At 43.3% G+C, this 18,337-nt stretch carries 16 protein-coding genes and 1 other RNA gene; 14 read left to right on the top strand and 3 right to left on the bottom strand.

The genetic code is table 11. The features are described 5' to 3' along the window. The first annotated feature begins 38 nt into the window (after positions 1–38). The 5 genes from trxB (at position 39) to pepC (ending at position 5,446) form a co-directional block, all read left to right on the top strand. On the top strand, positions 39–953 hold the full coding sequence (trxB, locus tag QZ158_RS02340) for a thioredoxin-disulfide reductase (RefSeq protein WP_293874234.1): 915 nt from the start codon (positions 39–41) through the stop codon (positions 951–953). A 200-nt stretch (positions 954–1,153) separates the two neighbouring features. After that, positions 1,154–2,611: a nicotinate phosphoribosyltransferase gene (locus QZ158_RS02335; RefSeq protein WP_238656707.1), complete on the top strand. Its 1,458-nt coding sequence runs from the start codon at positions 1,154–1,156 to the stop codon at positions 2,609–2,611. After that, positions 2,608–3,432, top strand: a complete 825-nt coding sequence (gene nadE, locus QZ158_RS02330; protein WP_293874217.1) for an ammonia-dependent NAD(+) synthetase — start codon at positions 2,608–2,610, stop codon at positions 3,430–3,432. The genes QZ158_RS02335 and nadE overlap by 4 nt, the downstream gene beginning before the upstream one ends. Positions 3,433–3,488: 56 nt before the next feature. Further along, positions 3,489–4,040 (top strand): GNAT family N-acetyltransferase, encoded by a 552-nt coding sequence (locus tag QZ158_RS02325; RefSeq protein WP_293874214.1) that lies wholly within the window; start codon positions 3,489–3,491, stop codon positions 4,038–4,040. Between the two features lie 68 nt (positions 4,041–4,108). After that, the gene (pepC, locus tag QZ158_RS02320; RefSeq protein ID WP_293874211.1) at positions 4,109–5,446 is read left to right on the top strand and encodes an aminopeptidase C; all 1,338 of its coding nucleotides are present in this window, start codon (positions 4,109–4,111) and stop codon (positions 5,444–5,446) included. A gap of 61 nt (positions 5,447–5,507) precedes the next feature. Here the strand turns inward: pepC and pbp1a are convergent, their stop codons facing one another. After that, positions 5,508–7,625: a penicillin-binding protein PBP1A gene (gene pbp1a, locus QZ158_RS02315; RefSeq protein WP_293874208.1), complete on the bottom strand. Its 2,118-nt coding sequence runs from the start codon at positions 7,623–7,625 to the stop codon at positions 5,508–5,510. After that, positions 7,626–8,219: a Holliday junction resolvase RecU gene (gene recU / locus QZ158_RS02310; protein ID WP_293874205.1), complete on the bottom strand. Its 594-nt coding sequence runs from the start codon at positions 8,217–8,219 to the stop codon at positions 7,626–7,628. 66 nt (positions 8,220–8,285) lie between these two features. Here recU and QZ158_RS02305 point away from each other — a divergent pair, with 66 nt between their 5' ends. The 5 genes from QZ158_RS02305 (at position 8,286) to QZ158_RS02285 (ending at position 12,288) form a co-directional block, all read left to right on the top strand. Continuing rightward, positions 8,286–8,813 (top strand): DUF1273 domain-containing protein, encoded by a 528-nt coding sequence (locus tag QZ158_RS02305; protein ID WP_293874202.1) that lies wholly within the window; start codon positions 8,286–8,288, stop codon positions 8,811–8,813. A 69-nt stretch (positions 8,814–8,882) separates the two neighbouring features. After that, positions 8,883–9,227: a cell division regulator GpsB gene (gpsB, locus tag QZ158_RS02300; protein ID WP_006597079.1), complete on the top strand. Its 345-nt coding sequence runs from the start codon at positions 8,883–8,885 to the stop codon at positions 9,225–9,227. Positions 9,228–9,249: 22 nt separating this feature from the next. Further along, positions 9,250–9,615: RNase P RNA component class B (gene rnpB, locus QZ158_RS02295), an RNA gene on the top strand. A 64-nt stretch (positions 9,616–9,679) separates the two neighbouring features. Beyond that, the gene (locus tag QZ158_RS02290) at positions 9,680–10,852 is read left to right on the top strand and encodes a class I SAM-dependent RNA methyltransferase (RefSeq protein WP_293874193.1); all 1,173 of its coding nucleotides are present in this window, start codon (positions 9,680–9,682) and stop codon (positions 10,850–10,852) included. Next, positions 10,849–12,288: a cell division site-positioning protein MapZ family protein gene (locus QZ158_RS02285; RefSeq protein WP_293874190.1), complete on the top strand. Its 1,440-nt coding sequence runs from the start codon at positions 10,849–10,851 to the stop codon at positions 12,286–12,288. The genes QZ158_RS02290 and QZ158_RS02285 overlap by 4 nt, the downstream gene beginning before the upstream one ends. Before the next feature lie 43 nt (positions 12,289–12,331). Here the strand turns inward: QZ158_RS02285 and QZ158_RS02280 are convergent, their stop codons facing one another. Further along, complete coding sequence (locus QZ158_RS02280) at positions 12,332–12,814, bottom strand: S-ribosylhomocysteine lyase (protein ID WP_006596848.1); 483 nt, start codon at positions 12,812–12,814, stop codon at positions 12,332–12,334. 270 nt (positions 12,815–13,084) lie between these two features. Between QZ158_RS02280 and QZ158_RS02275 the strand changes: the two genes are divergently transcribed. The 4 genes from QZ158_RS02275 (at position 13,085) to QZ158_RS02260 (ending at position 18,328) form a co-directional block, all read left to right on the top strand. Then, positions 13,085–14,692 (top strand): ribonuclease Y, encoded by a 1,608-nt coding sequence (locus tag QZ158_RS02275; protein ID WP_293874182.1) that lies wholly within the window; start codon positions 13,085–13,087, stop codon positions 14,690–14,692. Positions 14,693–14,902: 210 nt separating this feature from the next. Further along, positions 14,903–15,532, top strand: coding sequence for a guanylate kinase (gene gmk / locus QZ158_RS02270; RefSeq protein ID WP_293874179.1), 630 nt, complete (start codon positions 14,903–14,905; stop codon positions 15,530–15,532). 28 nt (positions 15,533–15,560) lie between these two features. Further along, positions 15,561–15,875 (top strand): DNA-directed RNA polymerase subunit omega, encoded by a 315-nt coding sequence (gene rpoZ, locus QZ158_RS02265; RefSeq protein WP_006596845.1) that lies wholly within the window; start codon positions 15,561–15,563, stop codon positions 15,873–15,875. A gap of 62 nt (positions 15,876–15,937) precedes the next feature. After that, complete coding sequence (locus tag QZ158_RS02260; RefSeq protein WP_293874166.1) at positions 15,938–18,328, top strand: primosomal protein N'; 2,391 nt, start codon at positions 15,938–15,940, stop codon at positions 18,326–18,328. The last annotated feature ends 9 nt before the right edge of the window (positions 18,329–18,337 follow it).

Genomic DNA, 18,337 nt, shown 5'->3' with positions numbered 1-18,337 from the left:
AGTTAGAATCAAGATAGTTACAACAAAAGGAGAAGCTTATGTATGATACACTGATTATCGGCGCAGGACCTGCGGGAATGACTGCAGCCTTGTATGCAGCCCGCAGCAATCTAAAGGTTGCCTTGTTAGAAGCTGGAATTCCTGGCGGACAGATGAACAATACATCCGATATCGAGAATTATCCAGGCTATGCCAATATCAGTGGACCTGAATTGGCTGAAAAAATGTTCGAGCCACTAGAAGCCGTAGGTGTGGAACACTTGTTCGGCAGAGCCGAAAACATTGTGGATCAAGGAAGCTACAAGGAAATTACGACAGATGATGGCGTCTTGCAAGCCAAGACCGTTATTATCGCAACAGGTTCCAACCATCGCTTGTTGGGAGTTCCGGGTGAAGAAGAATTAAATAGTCGTGGGGTTTCTTATTGCGCTGTCTGTGATGGTGCCTTCTTCCGTGATGAATACCTCATGGTTGTTGGTGGAGGAGACTCTGCGGTTGAAGAGGCAATCTTCCTGACTCAGTTTGCTAAGTCTGTTACCATTGTTCATCGACGCGATGCCCTACGTGCCCAAAAAGTTCTTCAAGACCGGGCTTTTGCCAATGAAAAGATTCACTTTGCTTGGAATACAGTGGTCGAAGAGATCAAAGGGGACAACCGTGTGACCAGTCTGGTCTTAAAAGATGTTCAAACAGGTGAGGTTCGCGAGCAAGCAGCTGGGGGTGTCTTTATCTATGTGGGCTTGGATCCTGTCAGTGACTTTGCCAAAGACCTCAGTATTCTAGACGATCAAGGTTGGGTGATCACTGATGATCACATGAAGACCTCCGTGCCGGGTGTCTTTGCGGTTGGAGATGTCCGCCAAAAAGATCTTCGTCAGGTCACCACAGCTGTTGGGGATGGCGCTGTCGCCGGTCAAGAAGCTTATAAATATATTACTGAACACGAAAAATAAGAAAGAAGAAAGGGATGTTCGTCTGATGGAAAGAGGCGAAGATCCCTTCTTTTTTACGATAAAAATGAGGCTTAGCCCGGATTAAAGTCATGTGGTCCTGCTTAAAATGTGCTATAATGTGTTTAAAATTATTTTGGACTGTGCCAGTTGACAGAGCGTGACTGGTGCCATGACGTAAGAAAAAAGAAGAGGGATCAAACATGTACCCAGATGATAGTTTAACTCTCCATACGGATTTGTACCAAATCAATATGATGCAGGTTTACTTTGAGCAAGGCATCCACAATAAAAAGGCGGTCTTCGAAGCCTATTTTCGCCAGCAACCCTTTAAAAATGGCTATGCCGTCTTTGCTGGTCTTGAGCGCATTGTCAACTATTTGAAGAATCTACGTTTTTCAGAGTCAGATATTGCCTACTTAGAATCCTTGGGCTACGAAGGAGCCTTCCTGGATTACTTGAAAAATTTCAAAATGGAATTGACCGTTCGTTCTGCCAAAGAAGGGGACCTGGTCTTTGCCAATGAGCCGATTGTTCAAGTAGAAGGACCGCTAGCCCAGTGTCAATTGGTCGAAACGGCCCTCCTCAATATTGTCAATTTCCAAACCTTGATTGCTACAAAAGCAGCTCGGATTAAGGCTGTGATCGAAGACGAACCTTTGATGGAGTTCGGAACTCGTAGAGCACAAGAAATGGATGCGGCTATTTGGGGAACCCGTGCAGCCGTTATTGGGGGCGCTAACGGGACCAGTAACGTACGTGCAGGAAAACTCTTTGACATCCCTGTCCTTGGGACCCATGCCCATGCCTTGGTGCAGGTCTATGGCGATGATTATAAAGCCTTCAAGGCCTATGCTGAGACCCATCGCAACTGTGTCTTCCTAGTGGATACCTATGATACGTTACGCATTGGAGTTCCAGCTGCGATTCAGGTAGCGCGTGAGATGGGCGATCGCATTAATTTCCTAGGTGTCCGGATTGACTCTGGAGATATTGCCTACATCTCGAAAAAGGTTCGCCAACAGTTGGATGAAGCTGGTTTCACAGAAGCGAAGATTTATGCTTCAAATGATTTGGATGAGAACACCATCCTCAACTTGAAGATGCAAAAGGCTAAGATTGATGTCTGGGGTGTCGGAACTAAGTTGATCACAGCCTATGACCAACCAGCTCTCGGAGCAGTCTATAAGATTGTTGCTATCGAAGACGAAAATGGTCAAATGCGAAATACCATCAAGCTGTCTAACAATGCTGAAAAAGTTTCAACCCCAGGGAAGAAGCAAGTTTGGCGGATTACCAGTCGGGAAAAAGGCAAATCTGAAGGGGATTACATCACTTACGATGGAGTAGATGTCAATGAACTGACAGAAATCAAGATGTTCCATCCGACCTATACCTATATCAAGAAGACAGTTCGCGATTTCGATGCCATCCCTCTCTTGGTTGATATTTTCAAAGATGGGAAACTAGTCTACGAATTGCCAACCTTGATGGATATCCAAGCCTATGCTCGGAAGGAATTCGACAAGCTCTGGGATGAATACAAACGTGTCCTCAATCCACAACATTACCCAGTGGACTTGGCTAAGGACGTATGGCAAGATAAGATGGACCTCATCGATCAGATGCGTCAGAAAGCCTTGGGAGGTGAAGAAGAATGAGCCTACAAGAAGATATTATTGCCCAATTAGGGGTCAAGCCGGTCATTGATCCTCAAGAAGAGATTCGCCGGTCCATTGATTTTTTGAAGGACTACCTGCAAAAACATCCTTTTCTAAAGACCTTTGTCTTAGGAATTTCGGGAGGACAGGACTCGACCCTAGCAGGTCGCCTGGCTCAATTAGCCATGGAGGAAATGCGGGCAGAGACTGGAGATGCCAGTTATCAGTTTGTTGCAGTCCGCTTGCCCTACGGTGTCCAAGCGGATGAAGCAGATGCCCAAAAGGCCTTGGCCTTCATCCAGCCAGACGTCAGCCTAGTCGTGAACATCAAGGAATCGGTCGATGCCATGGAGCGTGCTGTCGAAGCGACAGGAACGGATGTCTCAGACTTTAACAAGGGCAATATCAAAGCACGGAGCCGGATGATTGCTCAGTATGCTTTAGCGGGTGCCTATAGTGGAGCCGTCATTGGGACAGACCATGCAGCAGAAAACATCACTGGATTCTTTACCAAGTTTGGAGATGGCGGATCCGATATTCTGCCTCTCTACCGCCTCAACAAGCGCCAAGGCAAGCAGTTGCTTCAGGCACAGGGAGCTGATCCAGCCTTGTATGAGAAGGTACCGATTGCAGATTTGGAAGAGGAGAAGCCAGGTATCGCTGACGAAGTAGCTCTTGGGGTGACCTATGCAGAAATTGATGACTACTTAGAAGGGAAATCAGTTAGCCCAGAAGCTCAAGCAACTATTGAAAACTGGTGGCACAAAGGCCAACACAAACGTCATCTACCGATTACGGTATTTGATACCTTCTGGCGTTGATAGAAAAGAAAAGTCGGTTGAGCCGACTTTTTTTAAACAGAATAGGAGGAAAGTAGATGAGAAAATTGGGTACTATTGAACTGGAAACCAAGCGTTTATTATTAAGACGCTTTGTTGTAGAGGATGCAAAGGCAATGTTTGAAAATTGGGCGTCTGATACAGATAATCTTAAATATGTGACTTGGAATCCCCATCCAAATCCTCAAGTGACTCGAGCTTCAATTGAGAGATGGCTCCTTCATTACCAAGAGGAAAACACCTACAAATGGGCGATTTGTAAGAAAGATGATCCCGCACAAGTGATAGGTGATATCAGTGTCGTTTCTCAGGATTCGCAAAAAGAACTGTGTGAAGTCGGCTATATTCTAGGGAAGAAGTTTTGGGGTCAAGGTCTGATGACAGAAGCTTTCCAGGCTGTTTTACACTTTTTGTTGGTAGAGGTGGGAGTCAAGGAAGTTCAGGCCAAGTATGTCAGTTTGAACCCTGCTTCGGGACGGGTAATGGCAAAAGCTGGAATGCAATATCTTGAAACTATCCCAGATGCTGTTGCCAGAAAAGGCTATATCGGAGATCAAATAATCTACACTATCCATTCTTCTGACCTTTAAAACAATTTTTACTTGAAGATTTTAGCCAATGGTCTATAATGGTAAGTAGTTTTACAAAGGAGAATTTTATGTCAGAATTAACGCAAGAATTTACAGATCAACTCTATGCGAATTACCAAGCAAATGTGAAATTTGCGGCTCTTGAAAATGCCATCACCCACAATGGGATTCATGCAGCTTTAGAGACACGCAAAAGTGCAGTAGAAAACACCCCCGTCTTTTCTCTTGATTTGACCAAGGATAAGGTGACGGACCAGAAAGCTTCTGGTCGTTGCTGGATGTTTGCGGCTCTAAATACCTTCCGTCATAAAATGATTGCCAGCTTCCAATTAGAGGATTTTGAGTTGTCTCAAGCTCATACTTTCTTCTGGGACAAGTACGAAAAATCCAACTGGTTCTTGGAACAAATCATTGCGACAGCGGACCAGGACTTGACCAGTCGCAAGGTGGCCTTCCTCCTTCAAACTCCTCAACAAGATGGTGGTCAATGGGATATGGTCGTTTCCCTCTTTGAAAAATATGGGGTCGTACCCAAGTCTGTCTATCCAGAATCCATCTCATCTAGCAATAGCCGGGAGCTCAATACCTACTTAAACAAATTGTTGCGTCAAGATGCTCAGATCCTGCGCGAATTGCTTGCGACTAGAGCAGATCTAGCAACGGTTCAAAGCAAGAAAGAAGAGCTCCTGCAAGAAATCTTTAATTTCTTAGCTATGTCACTGGGCTTGCCCCCTCGTACGTTTAGTTTCTCTTATCGCGATAAGGACAATAATTTTCACACAGAGTCTGGCTTGACACCTCAAAGCTTTTACAAAAAATATGTGGATCTTCAGTTAGAGGACTACGTTTCTGTTATCAATGCTCCTACGGCAGACAAGCCTTATGGTCAGTCCTATACGGTTGAGATGCTGGGGAATGTGGTCGGTAGCCGTGAAGTCCGCTACCTCAACGTCCCGATGGAGCGCTTGAAAGAATTGGCCATTGCCCAAATGAAAGCTGGGGAAACTGTTTGGTTTGGATCAGATGTCGGCCAAGTTAGCAACCGCAAAGCTGGAATCCTGGCAACAGATGTCTATGACTTTGAAGCGGGAATGGATATCCAGCTGACTCAAGATAAGGCAGGGCGCTTGGATTATGCAGAAAGTCTCATGACACATGCTATGGTCTTGACTGGTGTGGATCTGGACGAAGCTGGACGTTCTCTCAAATGGAAGGTTGAGAATTCTTGGGGAGAGAAAGTCGGAACAGATGGCTACTTCGTCGCCTCTGACGCCTGGATGGACGAATACACCTACCAAATAGTCGTTCATAAGGAACTGTTGACGGCGGAAGAATTAGCTGCTTATGAGGCAGAACCGATTGTCCTAGCTCCTTGGGATCCAATGGGGGCTTTGGCTTCTAAATAAGATACATAAAAAACACGATTGTTTAAGAACAATCGTGTTTTATTAATATAGTGTGTTCTAATTAGTGATTTTGCTCATTCTCTTTAGAAGATGATTCTGTGTGTTTAGAATTCTCTTCTGAGCTAGATGAACTTGAGCTTTCTTCTGTTGATTCGCTCGTTTCTTCAACTGTATAGCTTGGCTCATAATAGTAGTAATTGTAGTTGTTCTTACCATTATTGAGATAGAGGTAGGAACCGCTACGGTATACGCCACTTGGTTGGGTCCAGTCTTCGCTACCTGATCCGTATTGTTCATACAAATACAGCATCATTTGTTTGTAGACATCCGTCGCGACTTTGACTCCATCATCTAGGACTGGAGTCAAGCGATTGGTATATCCTGTCCATACAGCCATAGAATATCGTGTGGTGTACCCAACAAACAATTCATCAGGTGTCACAATACTTGAGTAATTGTAGTCTTTGGTCAGTTTTTTTAATTCGTTGTCGGCATAGTTAGAGGTACCTGTTTTACCAGCGTGATAAAGACCAGAGATATTTGCATTGTATCCTGTACCAGCTGTGATAACTGATTTCAACATATCTGTCATCATGTAAGCTGTGGCTTCTTTCATCACTCGTGTTCCAGAGGTTTCAAGGTTCTTCGTTGTACCATCGCTAAAGACAACCCGATTCACATATTGAGGCTTGTAATAGGTACCGCCATTTGCGAAGGTTGCATAAGCAGCGGCCATTTTCTCACTGCTAGCCCCGTATTTGTTGCTAGAGTCACTGGTATTACTTGAGATTGCATTTGCATATACCATTTCTGGATAATCAATCCCCATGCTGCTCAAGAATTTCTGAGCCTTCTTCAAACCAACTTTTTCAAGAGCCCGGACCGCAGGAACGTTACGGGATTGTTGGAGAGCATAGACCATGCTGATATTGCCGTAGTACTGTCTATCCCAGTTATAAATTTGCGTATTTGTACCAGGGAAGTTGTAAGGCGTATCAGGAATGGTTACTCCAGTGGAGTTATACTCTTCATATTCAATTGCGGGAGCATAATCTGAGATAGGTTTCATTGTAGATCCCCAATCTCGGTTCGTTTCGACAGCTTGGTTGGTACCGAAGGATACATTAGATGATTGATGACGGGATCCCAACTGAGCAATGACTTTTCCGTTTGTCACGTCGATGATAGTAGAAGCAACTTGCAACTCATTATCTGGATAATTGACATATTCGTCAGAGTTGTATATATCCCACAGACGTTTTTGAGCTGCGGTATCGACGTTGGTGTAGACATCCATACCAGTTGTCAAGACATTGTAGCCGGTCTCTTCCTCGACTTGTTGGATGACTTCTTTGAGGTAGTTATCCATATAAGCAGGATAGTTGCTAGAGCCGGTTAGACTTTGCAAGCCATCGGTAACAGGTGTATTGACGGCACTTTCGTACTGCTCGTTTGTAATGGACTTCATATCCAACATTTCTTTAAGAACCAGATTACGGCGTTGGAGAGCAGCTTCCGGATTGGTATAAGGATCGTATTGGTTCGGTGCTTGAGGCATTCCGGCCAATAGGGCCACTTGTGGCAGAGAAAGGTCCTTCAAGTCTTTTGCATAGTAGCTACGAGCAGCTGTTTGCATTCCGTAGTTTCCGTTAGACATGTAGACTTTGTTGATGTAGTAGGTCAAAATCTCTTGTTTGGTTGCTTTTTGCTCTAATTGAGTAGCAAGCCAAGCTTCTTGGATTTTCCGAGATAGGGTTTGGTCGGACGACGAAGTAGAGAAGTAAGTGAGTTTGATCAACTGCTGTGTAAGAGTAGATCCTCCTTGGCGACCTCCTCGGAGGTTACTGAAGAAGGCTCCTCCAATACGAATAAAGTCGACCCCTCTGTGGTTGAAAAAGCGGTGGTCTTCAATCGCCACAATCGCATTGACCAAGTCAGTTGGGATTTCATTTGTTTTTACGTTGATTCGTTTCTCAGCACCCAAGTCGGCAATCAGATTGTTTTGATTGTCATAAATTTTACTGGATGTCGTTGCAATGAGGTCTTTCTCAGAAAGAGTCGGTGCTTTTGAGGCATAGTATCCAAATACCAATCCACCCAAAATAAGTAAAAGGAAAAATAAGGAAATAGCCGCAATCGCTGCATATTTTAACCACTGGATAACTGTTTGTTTGTTCATTTAATTACCGCCTAGTAGATTCTGTTCGATAATATCGAGATAAGGGACGCTTGGAAGTCGATCTGTCTCGATACGATAACCATTTTCCTGTATATAGGTCAATGGCATAGATTTACTGCCGTGATCGATGTTGTAAAAGTCGATTAGGGAAGGAGCGGGCAGTAGATAGGTCTCATTGAGCTTTGCAAAATGCAAGAGCACAAAACAAATTCCCCCCTGTTGGACGACTGCAGCCATGTGATCAATCTGGTGCTGATGAAAGTTTTTCATCGGCATGGCTTGTTTTTGCTGGGTCTCTTTTGCTTCAAAATCAATGTAGTGTCCTTTATAAACACCAGAATAGTCTGTGGTAGATGCCTGGCGAAAATAAGCTTCTACAATCTTTGCCCGACTGCGATGAGGATAGTCCACCTTTACAATCTGGATGGGTGTCGGCTTTTTATGAATAACCGCTATCCCTCTAGAAAGGTAGTATTGATTGCTCTCATTAATCATTTTTTCAAATGTCATCCCTCGATTGGCAAAATTCACACTTTGCTTCCTCTGGAGGGGCGAAGAAGATTTCTTGCTAAGTTTGTGAGGATAGTTGACCATCATTCTCCTTATTGGTACAATTACATCACTCTATTATATCACAAAATGAAGAAGGAAGGGGAAATAATGAATAGTTTACTGATTACAGGTTATAAGGCATTTGAATTGGGAATTCTGACAGCTAAGGACCCCCGACTTCCAATAATTAAAGAAGCGATTCGTAGGGATTTAGTCCGTTTTTTGGAAGAGGGAGTCAAGTGGTTGATTTTTACAGGGAATTTAGGTTTTGAAGCTTGGGTTTTAGAGGTTGCTCAGGAATTAAAAAAAGAATACGAGATACAGTTGGCCACAATTTTTATGTTTGAAAATCAAGGAGAGAACTGGAATGAGGCCAATCAAGAAGTCCTAAGTCGCTTTAAACAGGTTAATTTTGTCAAATATGCCTATCCCTCTTATAGCCAGCCAGGTCAATTCAAAGAATACAATACTTTTTTGTTAGAAAATACAGATGGTGCTTATTTATTTTACGACCCAGAACATGAAACAAATCTCAAATATCTTTACAAAATGATGCTAGAAATGGATCAGTATCATGTCAAAAGATTAAACTTTGACGACTTAAATGAAGTAGCGGAAAAAATTTGCGAAAAATAAGTGATTTACCTTGATTTTTGCTCCTCATTTTTTATATAATGATTATGATTAACTAGAACGGAGAGAATGATGGCAAGTATTATTTTTACTGCGAAAGATATTTTTGATCAAGATTTCAAAAAAGAAGTTCGTGGATTTAGTAAAGTTGAGGTAAATGAGTTTTTGGATGATGTCATCAAAGACTATGAAACCTATGCTGCCTTAGTGAAGGAATTGAAAGAAGAAAACGCTCGGCTCCGTGAAGAATTAGCGAAGAAAACGAGCCAAGCAACTCCGAGTCCATCAGTTCCTGAATCTGCTCCAAAGCATGAGTTTCCTCAGGTCACTACTACGACAAACTTCGATATTTTGAAACGCTTAAATCGTCTAGAAAAAGAAGTCTTCGGGAAACAAGTCGTAGATCGTGATTTTTAAGACATAAAAGATGAATCGTGCAATTTTTGGATAATCGCGTGAGAGCTTTCTCTCATGAGGAAAGTCCATGCTAGCACAGGCTGTGATGCCTGTAGTGTTTGTGCTAGGTGAATCCATAAGCCTAGGGACTTGATCTTCAAGTTACGGCGAGCGAACGGGCTAAGTCTTAGGATAAGTTCTATTAGCTCTGAAAGTGCCACAGTGACGTAGTTTTTAGGGAAACCTAAAAAGTGGAACGCGGTAAACCCCTCAAGCTAGCAACCCAAACTTTGGTCGGGGCATGGAATGCATGGAAACGAACATAGCATTCTGACTGGAAACAGTAGACAGATGATTATCGAAGGAAATGGTACCTAGTCATTTCTGGAACAAAACATGGCTTATAGAAAATTGCATATAGGTGGTGAGGGGGAGAGAAATCTCAACCTCCTTTTTTAAACAATGAGGAACAAATGAAAAAACAATTTGAATTAATTGCGACAGTTGCTGCTGGATTAGAAGCAGTGGTTGGGCGTGAATTACGAGAGCTGGGCTACGATTGCCAAGTGGAAAATGGACGAGTCCGTTTCAAAGGCGATGTTCGTGCAATCATCGAAACCAATCTTTGGTTGCGGGCTGCAGACCGAATCAAGATCGTCGTAGGATCCTTTCCTGCCCGTACCTTTGAAGAACTCTTTCAAGGAGTTTTTGCCTTGGATTGGGACCAATACCTCCCTTTAGGAGCACGTTTCCCCATCTCCAAAGCAAAATGTGTCAAATCCAAACTGCATAACGAACCGAGTGTACAAGCGATTTCAAAAAAGGCTGTTGTTAAAAAGTTGCAAAAACACTATGCCCGCCCGGAAGGCGTTCCATTGATTGAAAATGGACCAGAATTTAAAATTGAAGTTTCCATTTTGAAGGACCAAGCGACTATTCTAATTGATACCACTGGTAGCAGCCTTTTCAAACGTGGTTATCGGACGGAAAAAGGGGGCGCACCCATTAAGGAAAATATGGCGGCAGCCATTCTTCAACTTTCCAATTGGTATCCAGATAAGCCTTTGGTTGATCCGACTTGTGGATCAGGGACCTTCTGTATCGAAGCAGCGATGATGGCTCGCCAGATAGCGCCAGGCTTGAGACGGACCTTCTCATTTGAAGAGTGGAATTGGGTGGATGATCGACTGATTCAAGAAGTTCGCACAGAGGCTAGTAAAAAAATCAATCGGGACCTTGTTCTAGACATCATGGGAACCGATATCGATGCGCGGATGGTTGAGATTGCCAAAGAAAATGCTCAAAAAGCTGGAGTTGCAAGTGATATCACCTTTAAGCAAATGAGGGTTCAAGATTTGCGCTCGGAGAAGATCAATGGGGTCATCATCTCCAATCCACCGTATGGTGAACGTTTATCCGATGATGCAGGAGTGACAAAATTGTACGCTGAAATGGGAGAGGTCTTTGCACCATTGAAGACTTGGAGTAAATTTATCTTGACCAGTGATGAAGATTTTGAAAAGAAATTTGGGAGACAAGCGGATAAAAAACGAAAATTATATAACGGAACCTTAAAGGTTGACTTGTATCAGTTCTTTGGGGAACGGGTACGTCGACAAGCGGCTAGTGAGAAAGGAAACATATGACAAAAGAAGATAAACAGCAGTTGGGCCAAGATGCAGAGTCAGTTCTTGATTTTAAGGACGCCAAAGAGATGACGATTGGCCAAGCAAACCGCAAGGCTGAAGAAATCGAAGCAGGCGTCAAGGAAACAGACAATGTCCTTGATAAATACATCAAACAGCACCGTGACGAAATTGAAGCTCACAAGTTTGATACCATCGTCATGAAGAAGGAAATGTTAGCTGAGGCAGAGGAAGCAGCCACTGTGGAAACAACAGAGTCAATTCCAAACGAAGAACCAGTAAAAGAAGCAATACCGGCTGAAGCAGGTCAAAAAGAAGGTGCGTCTACTCGCATTCCTGATCCAATTCCTGGGGAACGTCCGGCAAAAATTAAATTTGGTCCAGAGCCAACAGAACCATATGTGGATGAAGAAATTGAGATTCCTGAAGAACCGAAAAAGAGCCGGGTAAAACCAATTTTATTTTCAGCTTTAGCTCTGACAGCAGTTGCTACGGCTAGTTGGTTGTCTTATCAATGGATCCGTAACCAGTCTAAAGGGGAAACGACAGTCGTCTCTTCTACTAGCTCATCTAGCAAGAAGTCCTCTAGTTCTTCTGCCTCAACGAGTGCGAATACAGAGGCTTTGCTGAAGGATTTTAACGATCAGTATGCAGCTTTCTTTACAGATGACACGCAGACGAAGTTGAAAAATGATTCTTTTGGTAACTTGGAAAAACTAAAAGCAAGTTTAGAAAAATTGAAAGATACCAAGGAATACGATGCAGCCAAGAGTAAATACGATGAATTGGTGAAGCAGGTTTCTGCTATTCAAACAGTAAACTCTCAGTTTACCAGCCCAGTTATTAAGGATGGGGCCATCGATACCAAGGCGCAGGTAAAGAGTGATGCAGTCTTTTCAGATGTGTCGACATCTAATACAAAATTGAACCAATTATTGAAGGATGCTGCAGCTCAAGGACGATCACAACAAGTTGCCACTCCAGCACCTGTGACAGATGGTGGAGGCAGTGCTACCGGAGGAAGTGCAGCTTCTTCTGGAACGGTTACCAGTCCAGCTCCGACTCCAGCCCCAGCTACTGAAGGCAGCACGACAGGCGGAGTGAACCCAGGCTATTCTGGCTTTGGTCTTCAAAGTACTGGTGTGCCACTTCAACGAAACTTGAGCCGGGTGCCATACAACCAAGCAGCGCTTGACGATGTAAACAATCCTGCATGGACCTTTAACCCTGGTATTTTGGAGAAAGTTCTGAAGATTGCCCGGGAACGTGGTCATATCGTCGGAGATCAATACATATTGGAACGCGTGAATATTATCAACGGCAATGGTTATTACAACCTCTTTAAGCCAGATGGAACATATTTGTTTAGTATCAATGCTAAAACAGGCTACTTTGTCGGAAACGGAAAAGGCCATTCCGATGCATTGGATTATTAAGAATTAGAAAAGACTTCTCTTTCAAAGAGAAGTCTTTTGTTTTTTATACGATATGGCGTGTGAATGGATCGTCAGAAATACCTTGTTCGAGAATCAATTTGCACCACTCTTTGGCAGAAAAGAGGCTGTGATCTTTATAGTTTCCGCAAGATTCAATCGTCGTTCCTGGCACGTCTTCCCAGCTTGTCGCTTCAGCAATTTCCTCTAGGGAGGATTTAATGACTTGTGCAATGGTTTTTGGATCGTGCTGTCCCCACATAATCATATGGAAGCCAGTACGACACCCAAATGGGGAACAATCGATCATGCCATCAATGCGTTTACGGATCAACATAGCTAATAGATGCTCAATTGTATGTAAACCAGCAGTCGGGATAGAGTCTTCATTTGGTTGAACCAAGCGGATATCGTAGTTTGAGATGACATCTCCTTTTGGTCCAGTTTCCTCTCCGATTAGGCGGACGTAAGGGGCTTTTACAGCAGTGTGGTCTAATTCAAAACTTTCCACAATAACTTCTTTCGTCATGTATCTTCCTCAATTTCTTTTTTCTTGATTATAGCACAATTGTCAGTGGATGAAAACATAAGAGAAGAGAGAGGCAAGTAGCCGTTGAAATAAGATTTAGAAGCTTGTTTTTAGGGTGTTTTCCCGTTAGAATCGAGGGAAAGAAGCATTAGAATAATAGCAGAAATAGATTAGTTTTCGCTAGAAAATTTGTTTGTTAATTTTGTAAAAATATGATAAAATAATAAAGAATTTTTTAATTCAACTATTCATTAGATTAGGGGTAAAAACATGGAATTTGGAATTGCAATTGTTTTTGCCGCAATCATTGGTTTAGTCATTGGATATGTAGGGATCTCAGTCAAGATGAAAGCATCGAAAGAGGCTGCAGAACTTACTCTTTTAAATGCTGAACAAGAAGCAACGAATTTACGTGGACAGGCAGAGCGCGAAGCTGATTTGATTTTGAAAGAAGCTAAGCACGAGTCTAGTTCACTTAAAAAAGAAGCACTTTTGGAGGCAAAGGAAGAAGCCAGAAAATATCGAGAAGAAGTCGATGCTGAGTTTAAATCAGAGCGTCAAGAATTAAAACAATTAGAAACCCGCTTAGCGGAACGTTCGAATAATCTTGATCGCAAAGATGACAATCTTACGAGCAAAGAGCAAGCTCTTGAACAAAAAGAGCAAAGTCTTTCAGATAGAACTAAACACATTGATGCGCGTGAAGAACAATTACATGAGCTAGAAAAGAAGAAAGAAGAAGAATTAGAAAAAATTGCTTCTCTGACTCAATCGGAAGCACGTGATATTATCTTAACGCAAACAGAAGAACGACTTTCCAAAGAGATTGCGACTCGAATTCGAGAAGCAGAAGTGGAAGTGAAAGAACGTTCAGATAAAGTTGCAAAAGATATCCTGGTTCAAGCCATGCAACGGATGGCCGGGGATTTTGTGGCAGAACAGACCAACTCAACGGTTCATTTACCAGATGATGGAATGAAGGGCCGGATTATTGGTCGCGAAGGTCGAAATATCCGAACCTTCGAAAGCTTGACAGGTGTGGATGTGATTATTGATGATACTCCAGAAGTAGTCACCCTGTCTGCATTTGATCCGATTCGTCGGGAAATCGCACGAATGACCATGGAAAGTCTCTTGAAAGATGGTCGCATCCATCCAGCTCGGATTGAAGAGTTGGTAGAGAAGAACCGTTTGGAAATTGACCATCGGATTCGTGAATATGGTGAAGCAGCAGCCTATGAAATTGGCGCACCAAATCTACATCCTGATTTGATGAAGATTATGGGACGCTTGCAATTCAGAACTTCTTATGGACAGAACGTCTTGCGTCACTCCATTGAGGTTGCTAAGTTATCTGGTATTATTGCTAGTGAGCTTGGTGAAAATGCTACCTTGGCTCGTCGAGCTGGTTTCCTTCATGATATTGGTAAAGCCATTGACCGTGAGGTAGAAGGTAGCCACGTAGAAATTGGTACTGAATTAGCTCGTAAATACAAAGAGCACCCAGTTGTTGTCAATACGATTGCTAGTCACCATGGTGATGTTGAACCAGAAAGTGTCATCGCAGTCATTGTCGCAGCAGCAGATGCCTTGAGTGCAGCGCGTCCAGGTGCCCGGAGCGAGTCTCTTGAAAGCTACATCAAACGCCTGCAAGATCTTGAAGAAATTGCAAATGGCTTTGAGGGAGTTAAGACCAGCTTTGCCTTGCAAGCAGGTCGTGAAATTCGAATTATGGTCAGCCCTGAAGAAGTCAAGGATGATAAATTGACCATCTTGGCTCATGATATCCGTGAGAAGATTGAGTCCAACTTGGAGTACCCTGGTAACATCAAGGTAACCGTTATTCGTGAATTACGTGCCATTGATTATGCAAAATAGAGCTTGTTAAAAGCCATATATAAAAGATAGTCAGCGAAGGTGGAACAACCTTAGTTGGCTATTTTTTTGTAAGTCGTGTTAAAAATGGGTTAGTACAGATGAGATGGTTCATTGGTAGAGAAGTGGTTAGGGCCTTGCCTCAAGGAAAAATCTGTTGAAAAATCTTTCTATTTTTGTTACACTAGATAGAAAGACAGCGAAGGAGACAAAATGGCGGATCGAGGATTATTAATCGTTTTCTCAGGGCCCTCAGGTGTTGGGAAAGGAACGGTTAGACGTGAGATTTTTGAAAACTCAGACAATCAGTTTCAATACTCAGTATCGATGACAACACGTGCACAACGTCCAGGTGAAGTGGACGGAGTAGATTATTTCTTCCGGACACGTGAAGAATTTGAGGAATTGATTCGTCAAGGTCAAATGCTCGAATATGCTGAATATGTTGGCAATTACTATGGGACTCCCTTGACCTATGTGAACGAAACACTCGATAAAGGGATCGATGTCTTCCTTGAAATTGAGGTGCAAGGAGCTTTGCAGGTCAAGAAAAAGGTACCAGATGCCGTCTTCATTTTCCTGACTCCTCCAGATTTGGATGAGTTGCAAGATCGTTTGGTTGGACGTGGCACAGACAGTGCGGAAGTCATTGCCCAGCGGATCGAAAAAGCAAAAGAAGAAATTGCCTTGATGCGGGAGTATGACTATGCCATTGTCAACGACCAAGTGCCTTTGGCTGCGGAACGTGTCAAACGTGTGATTGAAGCAGAACATTTCCGTGTTGATCGGGTCATTGGTCACTACCAAGAAATGCTTCCCAAAGCCACTCAAGTGGTACGATAATTTAGAATAGGAATTAGGTAAAAAGATTATGATGTTAAAACCGTCCATTGACACATTGTTGGATAAAGTACCGTCAAAATACTCTTTGGTTATTCTTGAAGCCAAACGAGCTCATGAGTTAGAGAGTGGTGCAACTCCTACTCAAGAATTTCAATCAGTAAAATCTACCTTGCGTGCCTTGGAAGAGATTGAATCAGGAAATGTGGTGATTCACCCAGATCCAGAAGCTAAGCGTGAAGCGGTTCGTCGTCGAATCGAAGCAGAACGCTTGCGTAAAGAAGAAGAAGAGCGTAAAATTAAAGAACAAATCGCGAAAGAAAAAGAAGATGGTGAAAAAATTTAAGGTTGGGTTCGCTCAATCTTATTTTTTGCTATTTAGCGCTAGGACAGGAAGGAGGTGAAAGCATGCTGGCACAAGTCATCGTTGATGTTCCCTTGATGCAAACAGACAAACCCTATAGTTACCAGGTACCAGAAGAGTTTTCTCCGTTCTTGGAAAAAGGAATGCGGGTCCATATTCCCTTTGGGAAGGGCAATCGGCTCATTCAAGGGATTGTGGTTGGCCTTGAAGAGACCACTCCAGCAGCTCAAGACCAAGAATTGAAAAGTATCGTGGAGGTCTTAGACTACCAACCAGTTCTAGGAGAGGAGCAATTTTGGCTGGCAGATCAGTTGCGGAAGACGGTTTTTGCCTACAAGATCACCCTCTTAAAAGCCATGCTACCGAGTGTTTTAAATTCTTCCTATGACAAAATTCTCCATCCGACAGAACTGCTATCTCTAGAAGATAGAGAAGACATTTTTGGAACAGCGACCAGTTTGGCCTTTTCTTCTTTGGATATTGATGCTCAAGTACGAATGATGCGACTGACTCGTAAGGGAGAGTTGGAAGTAGAATACCAAGCAGTGGATCGTAAACGTATCAAAACAGAAAAATGGTATCGGGTAAGTCATCACCTACTTAAAAATTTGGAAATCGCTAAGAATGCTAAAAAGCGCTTGGCCTTGCGTGAGTTTTTCCAAGGTCAGGAAGTAGAAGCGCCTTTGAGTGATTTATTGGCGGAATTCTCTCGTCCAGTGGTAAACTATTTCATTGACCAGGGTGCCTTGCTTATTTTTGAAAAAGAAGTTAATCGTGCGGCTGCCTACTTTAAAAACAAAGAGTCGACAGAGGCCTTGGTTTTAAATGCTGAACAAGAACGAGCCGTTCAAGCGGTAACCAGCAAAATTGGGCAATCTTCCAAACCTTTTTTGCTAGAAGGGGTCACAGGAAGTGGGAAGACGGAGGTTTATCTCCAAATCATCCAAGAGGTGCTGGAAAAGGGAAAAACAGCTATTATGTTGGTTCCCGAAATTTCCTTGACGCCTCAAGTGACGGATCGCTTCATTTCTCGCTTTGGGGATCGGGTGGCCATACTTCATTCAGGTCTATCCAATGGTGAAAAATACGATGAGTGGAGACGTGTTGAACGTGGAGAAGCTCAAGTGGTCGTAGGAGCGAGGTCTGCTATCTTTGCACCTCTGAAGAACCTAGGGGCCATTATTATCGATGAAGAACATGAGGCTACCTATAAACAAGATAGCAATCCTCGCTACCATGCGCGTGAAGTGGCCTTACTACGAGCTCAGTATCACCAGGCTGTTTTGGTCTTGGGGTCGGCGACACCTAGTCTAGAAACACGAGCCCGTGCAGGAAAAGGAGTCTATGAATTTATTCAATTGACCCAACGAGCCAATCCTCTTGCCCGTATTCCAGAGGTGGAAGTGATTGATTTCAGGGATTATATTGGCCAGCAAGAATCCGGAACCTATACACCTAAGTTGCTAGAAGCGATAGCAGAACGTCTGCAACGAAAAGAGCAAGTCGTCCTTATGCTCAATCGCCGGGGTTATTCCAGCTTTGTGATGTGTCGGGAGTGTGGTCAGGTAGATACCTGTCCGAATTGTGATATCTCCTTGACCCTTCACATGGATACCAAGACGATGGATTGCCATTATTGCAATTACCACAAGGCTATTCCAACAGTCTGCCCTAATTGTCAAAGTCGATCGATTCGTTATTACGGGACGGGGACACAGAAGGCCTACGATGAGCTACAAGAAATTTTCCCCGAGGCTCGTATTCTGCGGATGGACGTTGATACTACTCGGAAAAAAGGGAGTCACGAGACCTTGTTGGACCAGTTTGGCCAAGGACAAGCCGATATTTTACTGGGGACCCAGATGATCGCCAAAGGTTTGGATTTCCCTAATGTAACGCTAGTCGGTGTCCTAAATGCTGATACAGCTCTAAATTTGCCTGATTTTCGCTCGTCAGAGCGGACTTTCCAACTGTTAACCCAGGTGGCAGGGCGGGCTGGTCGTGCGGATAAAGAAGGACAGGTTCTGATCCAGACCTATAATCCTCATCATTACGCCATTGAATATGCGAAACGCCAAGATTATGAAGGATTTTATGCCTATGAAATGAAGGTGCGCCACCAGTTAGGTTATCCACCTTATTATTACACGGTAGGTTTGACCCTCTCTCACAAACAAGAAGAGGTCGTGGTTAAAAAAGCTTATCAGGTGATGGATCTGTTGAAAGCAGGTCTGTCCGATCAGGTCCAAATCTTGGGACCAACTCCAAAACCGATTGCTCGCACGCATAATTTATTCCATTACCAGATTCTGTTGAAGTACCGGTTTGAAGACCACTTACCACAGGTTTTAAATCAGATTTTGGACTATACTCAAGAGAGGGAAAATCAAGATCTTCGAGTCAGCATTGACAATGAACCGCAAAGTTTTATGTAGAAGGAGAAA

Origin of the sequence: Streptococcus sp. A12, from assembly GCF_905372335.1 — a bacterium.
Classification (GTDB): Bacteria; Bacillota; Bacilli; order Lactobacillales; family Streptococcaceae; genus Streptococcus.
The sequence above is the reverse complement of the archived record's forward strand: the minus strand, read 5'-3'. Positions and strand labels throughout refer to the sequence as shown.